Annotated in this window: 11 protein-coding genes and 1 pseudogene; all 12 read left to right on the plus strand. The window is 49.1% G+C overall.

Annotation, left to right across the window (positions count from 1 at the left end):
• Nucleotides 1–1,206, plus strand: a 1,206-nt coding sequence (locus tag WMO37_RS12185; RefSeq protein WP_349155145.1) for a recombinase family protein, incomplete at its 5' end; no start/stop codon positions are given.
• A 90-nt stretch (nucleotides 1,207–1,296) separates the two neighbouring features.
• Nucleotides 1,297–1,380, plus strand: a pseudogene (locus WMO37_RS12190) (Maff2 family mobile element protein); the annotation flags it as partial.
• Between the two features lie 18 nt (nucleotides 1,381–1,398).
• The gene (locus tag WMO37_RS12195) at nucleotides 1,399–2,268 is read left to right on the plus strand and encodes a VirB6/TrbL-like conjugal transfer protein, CD1112 family (RefSeq protein WP_032513415.1); all 870 of its coding nucleotides are present in this window, start codon (nucleotides 1,399–1,401) and stop codon (nucleotides 2,266–2,268) included.
• 21 nt (nucleotides 2,269–2,289) lie between these two features.
• Nucleotides 2,290–2,694 carry a PrgI family protein gene (locus tag WMO37_RS12200; protein ID WP_044477104.1) on the plus strand — a complete coding sequence of 135 codons (405 nt, stop codon included), beginning with the start codon at nucleotides 2,290–2,292 and terminating at the stop codon, nucleotides 2,692–2,694.
• Nucleotides 2,642–5,071 (plus strand): VirB4-like conjugal transfer ATPase, CD1110 family, encoded by a 2,430-nt coding sequence (locus tag WMO37_RS12205; protein ID WP_069432101.1) that lies wholly within the window; start codon nucleotides 2,642–2,644, stop codon nucleotides 5,069–5,071. Before WMO37_RS12200 ends, WMO37_RS12205 begins: the two co-directional genes overlap by 53 nt.
• A complete protein-coding gene (locus tag WMO37_RS12210; protein ID WP_015529209.1) occupies nucleotides 5,068–6,027 on the plus strand; it encodes a DNA-methyltransferase in 960 nt (319 codons plus the stop codon). The genes WMO37_RS12205 and WMO37_RS12210 overlap by 4 nt, the downstream gene beginning before the upstream one ends.
• Before the next feature lie 26 nt (nucleotides 6,028–6,053).
• A complete protein-coding gene (locus WMO37_RS12215; RefSeq protein ID WP_069432102.1) occupies nucleotides 6,054–7,958 on the plus strand; it encodes a CHAP domain-containing protein in 1,905 nt (634 codons plus the stop codon).
• Between the two features lie 31 nt (nucleotides 7,959–7,989).
• On the plus strand, nucleotides 7,990–8,259 hold the full coding sequence (locus WMO37_RS12220) for a DUF4315 family protein (protein ID WP_069432103.1): 270 nt from the start codon (nucleotides 7,990–7,992) through the stop codon (nucleotides 8,257–8,259).
• Entirely contained in the window at nucleotides 8,249–8,977 is a 729-nt protein-coding gene (locus tag WMO37_RS12225; RefSeq protein ID WP_035394374.1) for a DUF4366 domain-containing protein, read from the plus strand. Before WMO37_RS12220 ends, WMO37_RS12225 begins: the two co-directional genes overlap by 11 nt.
• Nucleotides 8,974–9,156, plus strand: coding sequence for a hypothetical protein (locus WMO37_RS12230; RefSeq protein ID WP_005933783.1), 183 nt, complete (start codon nucleotides 8,974–8,976; stop codon nucleotides 9,154–9,156). The genes WMO37_RS12225 and WMO37_RS12230 overlap by 4 nt, the downstream gene beginning before the upstream one ends.
• Nucleotides 9,157–9,173: 17 nt before the next feature.
• A complete protein-coding gene (locus WMO37_RS12235) occupies nucleotides 9,174–9,878 on the plus strand; it encodes a VanZ family protein (protein ID WP_308451236.1) in 705 nt (234 codons plus the stop codon).
• A 117-nt stretch (nucleotides 9,879–9,995) separates the two neighbouring features.
• Nucleotides 9,996–12,086: a DNA topoisomerase 3 gene (locus WMO37_RS12240; protein WP_069432104.1), complete on the plus strand. Its 2,091-nt coding sequence runs from the start codon at nucleotides 9,996–9,998 to the stop codon at nucleotides 12,084–12,086.
• The last annotated feature ends 123 nt before the right edge of the window (nucleotides 12,087–12,209 follow it).

Genomic DNA, 12,209 nt, shown 5'->3' on the forward strand with positions numbered 1-12,209 from the left:
AAGAAAGTCCATTCCTCTTATCTTCTGAAAGCGCAGAAAGGACAGTTTACCGGGTGTCTTGCCCCGTTTGGGTATCGAAAAGACCCGGAGGACAAAAACCATCTGCTCATTGACGAGGAAACCGCCCCGATTGTGCGGCTGATTTTCGGATATGCCCTAAACGGTCATGGTCCGAACTATATCCGCAGACGGCTGGAGGAAGAAAAAATCCCCTGCCCCACATGGTGGAACCGGGAACGGGGGCTTCGCAATACCCGAACCAAATGGGAAAAGAAAGACCCGGAAAACGGACGGTATATGTGGGACTTCTCCGTTATCAAAGACCTTTTGATGAATCCCGTTTACACCGGGGCGATTGCTTCCCAGAAAAAAGACTACCGTTTCAAAATCGGCACGATTGGGGAAAAGAAGCCGGAGGACTGGATTGTAGTGGAGGGACAGCATGAACCGCTGATTGACCGCATGAGCTTTGACATTGTGCAGAACAAGCTGAAATCCCGCCAGCGTCCGGGGCAGACCAATGAAATCAGCCTGTTTGCCGGACTGATAAAATGCGGCGAGTGTGGAAAGTCGCTGACGATACGCTATACAAACGCAAAACATCCCCAGCAGATTTATTCCTGCAAGACCTACAATGCCTTTGGAAAGAACCACTGCACCCAGCACCGGATTGACTATGACACCCTTTACAGCCATGTGCTGCGAAAAATCCGGGAATGTGCCAGAGCTGCCCTGATGGACGGGAAAGCGGTTGCCGACCGCCTGACTAATACCTGTGAAGCCGAGCAGCGGGAACAGCGGGAAGCAATGGAACGCTCCCTTACAAGGGACGAGGAACGGATTGAGGTTCTGGATAAAATGGTCATGCGGCTTTATGAGGATATGATTGCAGGGCGTATCAGTGAGCAGAATTTCAACACCATGCTGGAAAAGACACAGACCGAGCAGACGGAGCTTAAAGCAAAAGTGTCCGAGGGCAGGAAGCGGCTGTCCGATGAAGCCCAGCTTGCCAATGACGCAAAACAATGGGTGGAAGCCATTCAGGAATATGCCAACATCACAGAGCTGGACGCAGCCACCCTTAACCGCTTAATCAAAGAAATCGTCGTGCATGAGCGCATTGACGAAGATAAAACAAGACACATTTCTATCGAAATTCATTTTAATCTCAAACCCATCCCAGAGGTGGAACAGGTCACTGCCTGACCTGTCCTACCGGGACGATTCTCTTAAAAACACCATATAGATTTTTTGTACGCCGCCGCCCGCCATCGAGCAGAGTTTTACACCTAATTGGGGATAAAACAGCTTATGGCGGGCGGCGGCGTTGCCCTTATCGGCACTATCCTTGTACCGCTTCTTTCCGGTCTGTTCGGATAAGATTACGGAGGGTAGCCTATGGAGAGCATACTGGAAGCGATTAACGAATGGATAAAAGAAATCCTTATCGGAGCCATTAACGGCAACCTTTCCACTATGTTCGGGGACGTAAACGAAAAAGTAGGCACCATTGCAGCGGAGGTAGGCAAGACCCCGCAGGGGTGGAACGCAAACATTTTCAGCATGATACAAAACCTGTCGGAAAATGTGATTGTACCCATTGCGGGGCTTGTCATTACCTATGTCCTCTGTTATGAGCTTATCAGCATGGTAACGGAAAAAAACAATATGCACGACATAGAAACATTTATGTTTTTCAAGTGGTTTTTCAAAGCCTTTGTTGCCGTTTTCTTGGTAACACATACCTTTGATATTACTATGGCGGTGTTTGATATGGCGCAGCATATTGTATCCGGCGCGGCGGGGGTAATCGGCGGCGATACGAATATCGACGTAACCGAAGCCCTTGCCGCCATGCAGGAGGGACTAAAAGATATGGAAATCCCCGAACTACTGTTACTTGTCATGGAAACGAGCCTTGTAAGCCTTTGTATGAAAATCATGTCCGTACTGATAACCGTTATCCTCTACGGCAGAATGATTGAGATATACGCCTACTGTTCTGTTTCCCCTATCCCTTTTGCTACCATGACAAACCGGGAATGGGGACAGATTGGGAACAACTACCTAAAGGGGCTGTTTGCACTGGGCTTTCAAGGCTTCCTCATTATGATATGCGTCGGCATTTATGCGGTTTTAGTAGGCGAAATGGTCTTAGCGGACAATCTGCACAGCGCGATTTTTTCCCTTGCAGCCTATACCGTTATCCTCTGTTTCTCCCTGTTCAAATCCGGCGCACTGGCAAAATCCATATTCAACGCCCACTAAGGGCAGAAAGGAGGTTTTTTCTTGGCGTATGTACCTGTACCCAAAGACCTATCCAAAGTCAAAACAAAAGTCGCTTTCAATCTAACAAAGCGGCAAATCCTTTGTTTTTCAGTGGCACTTCTTATAGGACTGCCGCTTTTCTTTTTGCTCAAAGACAGCGCAGGGACGAGCCTTGCGGCAATGGTAATGATTGTCGTCATGCTTCCCTGCTTCTTGGTTGCCATGTATGAAAAGCATGGGCAGCCCCTTGAAGTGGTAATAAAGAACATCATTCAGACAAAATTTACCCGCCCCAAAGTGCGACCATATCAGACAGAAAACCTATATGCACTCTTGGAGAAACAGCGGGCATTAGAAAAGGAGGTATCAGCGATTGTCAAAAGGACAGACAAAAAAGACGCGGGAAGCCGCAGGAAACAGGCGTAAGCTGACCCGCGCGGAAAAGAAACAGATAGCGGCGGTTATCCGGCAGGCAAAGGGGGACGGCAAAGCCCACACCGCACAGCAGACCATTCCCTACCTTGCCATGTACCCGGACGGTATCTGCAAAGTGGCACAGCGGAAATATTCAAAGAGCATTGCCTTTGAGGACATTAACTATCAGCTTGCACAGGCAGACGACAAGACCGCCATTTTTGAAAACTGGTGCGATTTTCTCAATTACTTTGACGCAAGCGTAAATGTGCAGCTTTCGTTTATCAATCAAGGTTCACAGCAGGAACAGGCAGCGCGGGCAATCCATATCCCGCCGCAAAATGATGATTTTAACTCTATCCGCACCGAATATTCCGATATGCTGAAAATGCAGCTTGCCAAAGGGAACAACGGGCTTGTAAAGCACAAGTACATCACGTTTTCCATTGAAGCGGACAATCCGGCGGCGGCAAGGGCGCGGCTTTCCCGTATCGAAACGGACGTACTCAACAATTTCAAGGTGCTTGGCGTATCGGCGCACCCCTTATCCGGCTATGAACGCTTAAAGGTGCTGCATGGGGTATTCCACCCGGCAGGCGAGCCGTTCTCATTCTCCTATGACTGGCTGACCCCGACAGGGCTTACCACAAAGGACTTTATCGCCCCGTCCTCTTTCAAGTTCGGGGAGGGACGCTACTTTGCTATGGGGAAAAAAACGGGGGCGGTATCGTTCCTTGAAATCCTTGCCCCGGAGTTAAACGACCGTATTTTAGCGGATATGTTGGACTTGGAAACAGGGGTTATTGTCAATCTCCATATTAAAAGTATCGACCAGTCGGAAGCAATCAAGACCATTAAGCGCAAAATCACTGACCTTGACAAGATGAAGATTGAGGAACAGAAAAAAGCAGTTAGAAGCGGTTACGATATTGACATACTCCCGTCCGACCTTGCCACTTTTGGGAATGAAGCAAAGAATTTGTTGCAGGATTTACAGAGCCGCAACGAGCGAATGTTTCTGCTGACGTTCCTTGTGGTAAACATGGCAGACACGAAGCGGAAACTGGAAAATGACATTTTCGCGGCGGCGGGCATTGCACAGAAATACAACTGCGCCTTGACCCGTCTTGACTATCAGCAGGAAGCGGGGCTGATGTCCTCTATCCCTTTGGGGGAGAACCTTATCCCTATTCAGAGAGGGTTGACGACGAGCAGCACCGCTATTTTTATCCCGTTCATCACACAGGAACTATTTCAGACTGGGGCTGCCCTGTATTATGGCTTAAATGCCCTGTCAAACAACATGATACTCTGCGACCGCAAGCAGCTTAAAAATCCAAACGGGCTTATCTTGGGAACACCGGGCAGCGGAAAATCCTTTGCGGCAAAGCGGGAAATCACAAATGCTTTTCTCATTACCGACGACGATATTTTTATCTGCGACCCGGAAGCGGAGTATTTTGCCCTTGTAAAACGGCTTGGCGGGCAAGTGATACGGTTATCCCCGACAGGCAAAGGTATGGACGGTACGCCCCAGTATGTGAACCCTATGGATATGAACCTCAACTATTCCGAGGACGACAGCCCCCTTGCACTGAAAAGCGATTTTATCCTTTCTCTCTGCGAGCTTGTCATTGGCGGCAAGGAGGGCTTACAGCCTGTTGATAAGACCGTCATTGACCGCGCTGTAAGAAATGTGTATAGGGACTACCTTGCTGACCCCGACCCGGAGAAAATGCCTATCTTGGGCGACCTTTACGACGAGCTGTTAAAGCAGCCGGAGCCGGAAGCTGCCCGCATTGCCGCAGCATTGGAGCTGTATGTTTCCGGCAGCCTTAACGTATTCAACCACAGAACCAACGTGGAGCTTTCTAACCGCCTTGTCTGCTTTGATATAAAGCAGCTTGGAAAGCAGCTCAAAAAGTTAGGTATGCTCATTGTGCAAGACCAGATATGGAACCGCGTTACCATTAACCGGGCAGAGAAAAAGTCCACCCGCTACTATATGGACGAATTTCACTTGCTCTTAAAAGAGGAACAGACCGCAGCTTACAGTGTGGAGATTTGGAAGCGTTTCCGTAAATGGGGCGGCATACCGACAGCTATCACACAGAATATTAAGGACTTGCTTGCTTCACGCGAGGTGGAAAATATCTTTGAAAACTCTGATTTTGTCCTCATGCTCAATCAGGCGCAGGGCGACCGGGCTATCCTTGCAAAGCAGCTTAATATCTCCCCGCAACAGATGAAGTATGTAACCCATACCGAAGCAGGCGAGGGACTTATCTTTTATGGAAATGTGGTGCTGCCCTTTGTAGACCATTTCCCGAAAGATACCGAGCTTTACCGCATTATGACGACGAAGCCGGAGGAAGTGAGCAGCCTATGAAAACAGACGTGATTATCAACCGGGACGCGCTTTGTGCTTTGCAGGAATTACCCAGTGAAAGCGTCCATTGCTGCGTTACAAGCCCGCCGTACTTTGCGCTGCGGGACTATGGGCTTGACGCACAAATCGGACAGGAGGATACGCCGGAACAGTATATTGACAGGCTGACCTCTGTTTTTCGCGAGCTTTACCGGGTGCTTAGAAAGGACGGTACGTTATGGCTGAATATCGCAGACACCTATTGCGGCACAGGAAATAAAGGCGGCTATGCTGACCCAAAAAACCCAAAGGGACGCACCGGACAGCGGATTGCAAGGAACAGCCGCGTTACCGGCTGCAAACAAAAGGACTTAATCGGTATTCCCTGGCTCTTGGCGTTTTCCCTACGGGAACAGGGGTGGTATCTACGGAGCGATATTATATGGCAAAAACAAAATCCTATGCCGGAAAGCTGCAAAGACCGCCCGACCCGCTGCTATGAACATATCTTCCTGCTTTCAAAGGAAAAGAAATATTACTATGACGCTGCCGCCATTGCAGAACCCTTAGCACCTACTACCGCAGAACGGTATCGCAGAGCGCGCAGCACCAACAGCAAATACACACAGGAAATACCCGGACAAGGAAAGGTGCAGGGACTAAACCGACCGCGGGACGGTGGCTACTATGACGACGCGCTCATGCCGACCACGCGGAACAAGCGGGACGTGTGGCTGATTAACACTGTCCCATATAAAGGGGCGCATTTTGCAGCTTTTCCCCCGAAATTAGCGGAAACCTGTATCTTGGCGGGCTGTCCCAAAGGTGGGATTGTCATAGACCCGTTTTTCGGAAGCGGAACCACAGGATTTGCAGCAAAAAGCCTTGACCGCCATTATATCGGGATTGAATTAAATGCAGAATATTGCGCCCTTGCGAGGGCGCGGATTGGAGGTGCAGGACTATCAAGCAATTAAAACCACGCGATAAAATCACACAGAAAATGACCCGCGACGGGCTTATCGAGGTAAACGAAACACAGCAGACCGCCGAGCGTATCAGCAGCCGGGAAGCAGACAGCGACTTTTCACAGCCGGACAGTGCCGCAGCGGAACGCGTCATAGAACATCTTGACGCAGCACATACCCGAAAAGCAAACAAAAAGGAAGTCAAAAAAGAGCAGGAAGCTACTGCTTTGCGTACTTCCACTTCCCGCTTACAGTTTACCGAGGAAGAACGGGCAACGCCGGAACTGGAAACTTACATCAAAAAATCGGAAAAAGCCGCTGACCGACTGGACGCAGCAAAGGCAGCTATCCCAAAGCAAAAGAAACTGGTTAAGGAGCGCACCTTTGACGAAGCCGCAGGAAAGGCAAAGACCCGCCTGCACTTTGAGGAACAGGAAAAGCCGATACCCGGCGGCAAAGCCCACAGCAACCCGTTATCCCGCCCCGCGCAGGAAGCGGGTATTTTTGTTCACAACAAAATCCACAGCGTCGAGAAAGACAATTCCGGCGCGGAGGGCGCGCACAAATCGGAGGAACTTGCCGAGCGCGGCGCAAGGTACGGGACAAGGAAATTCAAACAGGGCTACCGCAGCCATAAGCTGAAACCCTACCGGGAAGCAGCAAAGGCAGAAAAGGCAGCGTTCAAGGCAAATGTGAACTTCCAGTATCACAAAGTCTTGCAGGAAAATCCTCAGCTTACAAGCAATCCCTTTTCCCGGTTTATGCAGAAACAAAAAATCAAACGCCAGTATGCAAAAACTGTAAAGAAAGGCGGTGCAGCCACCGCCAAAGCAACCGCCGGAGCGTCACAGACAGCAGCAAAGAAAGCGGCTGCCTTTGTAGGGCGACACCCGGCGGGCGTGATAATCGCTATCGCCGCGCTGCTTCTGTTCATCATGGTATCAGTAGGGCTTTCCTCTTGTGGGGCAATGTTTTCCGGCAGCATGAACAGCGTGTTAGGGACTTCCTACACGTCCGAGGACAGCGACCTTGTGGCAACGGAACAGAGCTATGCTGCAATGGAAAACGAACTGCAAAGTGAGATTGACAATATCGAAACCACCCACAGCGGCTATGATGAATACCGCTATGACCTTGACACTATCGGGCATAACCCACACGAACTTGCGTCTTATCTGACCGCCCTTTTACAGAGCTACACCCCACAGAGCGCACAGGCAGAGCTAAAACGGCTGTTCGGCTTACAGTACACCTTGACGCTGACGGAAGAAATCGAGATACGCACCACCACCGACGAGGAGGGCAACGAGGAAGAATACGAATACCGTATCTTGAACGTGAAGCTGACAAACAAGCCGATTGCTTCCCTTGCGGAAGAACTGCTGAACCCACAGCAGTTTGAAATGTTCAAAGTGTACTTACAGACACAGGGCAACAAACCGTTGATTTTTGGCGGCGGCTCTCCCGACGGCAGCCCCTCCGAGGATTTAAGCGGCGTGGAGTTTGTAAACGGCACACGTCCCGGAAACCCGGAGTTTATGGAGCTTGCAAAACAGCAAGTCGGAAACGTGGGCGGTTATCCCTATTGGAGTTGGTATGGCTTTAACAGCCGCGTGGAATGGTGCGCCTGCTTTGTGTCATGGTGCTACAATCAAGCCGGAAAAAGCGAACCCCGCTTTGCAGGCTGCGAATGGCAGGGCGTTCCTTGGTTCCAGTCAAGGGGACAATGGGGCGCGCGGGGCTATGAGAATATCGCACCGGGCGACGCTATCTTTTTCGATTGGGATTTAGACGGTGTTGCAGACCATGTGGGGCTTGTGCTTGGCAGGGACGGAAGCCGCGTCTATACCGTTGAGGGCAATTCCGGCGACGCCTGCAAGATAAAGAGCTATGACCTTAACTATCAATGTATCAAAGGCTATGGGCTGATGAACTGGTAAAGCAGCCCCAAAAAGAAAGGAGAAATGACCTATGGCAAACAATAAAATCGACCGTATCAATAAGGAAATCGCAAAGACCCGCGAGAAAATCACAGAGTATCAGAACAAGTTAAAAGGACTGGAAGCGCAGAAAACCGAAGCGGAAAACCTTGAAATCGTGCAGCTTGTACGAGCTATGCGTCTGACCCCGCAGGAACTGAACGCTATGCTGTCCGGCAGCGGTATTCCCGGCATGAACGCCGCACACGCTACCGAAGCGGCAGACTACGAAGAACAGGAGGAAAATGCAGATGAAGAATAAACTGAAAAAGACCATGACTGCCCTTTGTGCCGCCCTTATCCTTATGGGCGGTTTTTCTGTCCCTGCCTATGCACAGGGCGCAGCCACAGAGCCGCCCGCAGGGGACGCGACCAACGACAGCAACGTAGTTGTGGAGGAAAAAGAGGAAACGCCGCCCCTTACCCCAAAGGGAAACGCAACACTGGTTGACGATTACGGCGGCAATAAGCAGCTTATCACTGTTACCACCAAAGGCGGCAACTATTTCTATATCCTCATTGACCGCGCCGCCGAGGGCGAACAGACCGTACATTTCCTAAATCAAGTGGACGAAGCCGACCTTATGGCACTGACCGAAAACGGCGAAGCTGCCAAAAAGCCGGAAATCTGTAACTGTACGGAGAAATGCGAAGCCGGAAAGGTAAACACGTCCTGCCCGGTATGTGTTACCAGTATGACAGGCTGCACAGGCAAAGAACCTACCCCAACACCAACCGAGCAGCCGGAAGAACCGAAAGGAAAAGGCGGCAATCCCGGTGTGGTGCTTGCCTTAGTCCTCTTTGCCCTGCTTGGTGGCGGCGCAGCGTTCTACTACTTTAAGTTTCTAAAGCCGAAGCAGAATGTAAAGGGCGATACCGACCTTGAAGATTTTGAATTTGAGGACTACGACGAGGACGAGCCGGAAGCAGATACCGGGGAAACTCCCGAAGATGAAGAAACGGAGGAAGAAACCCTATGACCCTGTTTACCGACAATCCCTTTGAAAAGATGATGATACAGAAACCGAACGGGCGGCGTGATAATGCTCCGCCTGTTCCTTATCCCCCGGCTTGCGCTTCCTGCCCTTACAAGGGACAGTCCCCTTGTGTTGGGTATTGCATTAGAAAGATTGAAGCAAAACGACAGCCGGAACGATAAAAAGATGTACTTTCGATATGGAATATGATATAATTGTTCCAACCATAGGAAATGATAGAGTTAAACAAATTTTTAGAGTAAGCAAAGGAGATAAAAATATGTTACCCCTTTCTGATATTCTTATTCGCTCAATAAGTGGATATGTGTTTATAGTTCCAGTTTTTATATTGTATTTCTTATACCTTAAAAAATCAGGAAGAAAGCAAAGCCTTCTCCATATTACTGCTGTATTTTTATTCTATTATTATCTTTTCGGGATTTTGACCGTAACAGGTATTGGTTATACAAGCACAATATCATTTCGTCCGAGGATTTCTCTGATTCCGTTTCTCGGTATGATAAGTGGACCAATAGATACCATACTGAATGTTGTTTTATTTGTTCCTTTTGGATTTTTTCTGCCGTTGCTGTATAAGAAATATCATCACATAAAGACTGTTGTATTAACTGGTTTTCTGTTCTCTTTATCTGTTGAAATTGTTCAGATGTTTGGTTGGGGTTCAACAGATATAAATGACCTTATTACAAATACAGTTGGAGTCTGTTTAGGATATTTGGTTTATTATTTGCTATCAAAAGTCTTGCCTAATAATTTAAGAAAACAATTTCAATCTGAGAATGTCAATGATATGGTCGAAGTGCCTTTGTTTGCAATTTACACATTTATAATCATGGTTACAGTTCAACCTTGGGTAATCCATAGTTTACTCAATATTGGATAAATTTTAGTTTTGTCAAATCATTTTACTATTTCATATCGCACAATTTTATACAATCACTTGTAGGAGCAATCGAAAAATCGGTTGCTCTTTTCTTTTACCCGAAAGGAGGATTTTTATTTGATTTTAGTTATCGCAGAAAAGCCCAGTGTGGCGCAGACAATCGCTGCCGTACTTGGGGCAAAGGAAAAGAAAGACGGATTTCTCACAGGAAGCGGCTATATCGTTTCTTGGTGTGTGGGACATTTGGTAGGGCTTGCGGAAGCTGCCGCTTACGGGGAGCAGTATAAAAAGTGGAGCTATGACAGCTTACCGATTTTGCCGCAGGAATGGAAATACACCGTTTCCGCTGACAAGGAAAAGCAATTCAAAACCTTAAAGGAGCTTATGCACCGGGCAGACGTTTCCGAAGTCGTCAATGCCTGCGACGCAGGGCGCGAGGGAGAACTCATTTTCCGTTTTGTCTATGAAATGGCAGGCTGCAAGAAACCTATGCGCCGCCTTTGGATTTCTTCTATGGAGGACAGCGCAATCAAAGAGGGCTTTTCCTGTCTGAAGAACGGCAGGGATTATGACCCTCTCTTTGCTTCCGCATTATGCAGGGCAAAAGCAGACTGGCTAATCGGTATCAATGCCACCCGCCTTTTTTCTGTCCTTTACAATCATACCTTGAACGTGGGGCGCGTACAGACCCCGACCTTAAAAATGCTTGTTGACCGGGACGCAGCGATTACCACTTTCAAGAAAGAAAAATACTACCATGTACGCCTTGCATTATCCGGCGCGGAAGCTGCAAGTGAACGAATTTCAAATAAGGCAGAAGCCGACGCATTAAAAACGACTTGCGAAGCGTCGCGGGCAGTATGTACTTCCCTTGTGAAAGAGAAAAAGACCGCAGCTCCGCCGAAGCTCTTTGACCTTACTTCTTTACAGAGGGAAGCAAACCGCCTGTTCGGATATACGGCAAAACAGACCCTTGACCTTGCACAAGCCTTGTATGAAAAGCGTTTGCTTACTTATCCGAGAACAGACAGCGCATTTCTGACCGACGACATGGGCGACACAGCGGCGGGCATTATCAAGCTGCTTTGTGGGAAGTTTTCCTTTATGGCGGGAAAAGACTTCACGCCGGAACTTGGAAAGGTGCTGAACAGTAAAAAGGTATCAGACCACCATGCCATTATCCCAACTATGGAGCTTGCAAAGACCGACCTTGCCGCGCTGCCGGAAAGCGAAAGGAATATCCTTACCCTTTCCGGGGCGCGTCTACTTATGGCGACCGCTGCACCGCATACCTTTGAAGCGGTTACGGCAGTCTTTGAATGTGCCGGACAGTCCTTTACCGCAAGGGGAAAAACGGTGCTGTCCGACGGGTGGAAAGAGATTGACCGAAGATACAGGGCAGCCTTAAAGAACAAGCCCGAAACGGACGACGCAGACAGCGACACAGAAAAGACCCTGCCGCCGTTTACCGAGGGACAAACCTTTGACAATCCGGCTGCAACGGTAACGGAGCATGACACAACACCGCCAAAGCCCCACAACGAAGCGTCGCTCCTTTCTGCTATGGAACGCGCCGGAAGTGAGGACACCGACCCGGACGCAGAACGCAAAGGGCTTGGAACTCCCGCCACCCGCGCCGCTGTCATTGAAAAACTGGTAAAGGGCGGCTTTGTGGAACGAAAAGGCAAGCAGCTACTTCCCACAAAAGACGGTATCAACCTTGTGTGCGTCCTGCCGGACACCTTGACAAGCCCGCAGCTTACCGCAGAATGGGAAAACAATCTGACGCAGATTGCAAAAGGCAAGGCAGACCCCGCCGCATTTATGGAGGGTATCGAGAATATGGCGCGGGAACTGGTAAAGACCTATCCGTTTCTTTCTGATGATAAAGCGCAGATGTTCAAGCCGGAACGGGAAGCGTTGGGAAGCTGCCCCCGCTGCGGTTCTCCTGTCTATGAGGGAAAGAAAAACTACTATTGCAGCAACAAAGAATGTATCTTTACCATGTGGAAAAATGACCGTTTCTTTGAAGAACGAAAAGTAACCTTTACCCCGAAGATTGCCGCTGCACTCTTAAAATCCGGCAAGGTAAATGTGAAAAAGCTCTATTCCCCAAAGACAGGCAAAACCTACAACGGAACTATCGTATTGGCTGATACGGGCGGGAGATATGTCAACTACCGCATTGAACTGCCGAAGAAAAAATAACTGAATAGCAAGCATAGGAAAAGAGTACCCTTTTCCGTAAAATCCCTGCTTTCTCTACCGAGAACGGCGGGGATTTTTGCTTGTTGGGAAGTTTCCCAAACCCTCTGAAACCGAAGAAAGGAG

Origin of the sequence: Lachnospira intestinalis, from assembly GCF_040095895.1 — a bacterium.
Taxonomy (GTDB): Bacteria; Bacillota; Clostridia; order Lachnospirales; family Lachnospiraceae; genus Lachnospira; species Lachnospira intestinalis.

What these genes read in the sequence shown, in the direction of transcription:
- WMO37_RS12230 (WP_005933783.1), top strand. Translation starts at nt 8,974, where the DNA reads ATGACCCTGTTTACCGACAATCCCTTTGAAAAGATGATGATACAGAAA.
- WMO37_RS12195 (WP_032513415.1), top strand. Translation starts at nt 1,399, where the DNA reads ATGGAGAGCATACTGGAAGCGATTAACGAATGGATAAAAGAAATCCTT.
- WMO37_RS12220 (WP_069432103.1), top strand. Translation starts at nt 7,990, where the DNA reads ATGGCAAACAATAAAATCGACCGTATCAATAAGGAAATCGCAAAGACC.
- WMO37_RS12225 (WP_035394374.1), top strand. Translation starts at nt 8,249, where the DNA reads ATGAAGAATAAACTGAAAAAGACCATGACTGCCCTTTGTGCCGCCCTT.
- WMO37_RS12215 (WP_069432102.1), top strand. Translation starts at nt 6,054, where the DNA reads ATGACCCGCGACGGGCTTATCGAGGTAAACGAAACACAGCAGACCGCC.
- WMO37_RS12210 (WP_015529209.1), top strand. Translation starts at nt 5,068, where the DNA reads ATGAAAACAGACGTGATTATCAACCGGGACGCGCTTTGTGCTTTGCAG.
- WMO37_RS12235 (WP_308451236.1), top strand. Translation starts at nt 9,174, where the DNA reads ATGGAATATGATATAATTGTTCCAACCATAGGAAATGATAGAGTTAAA.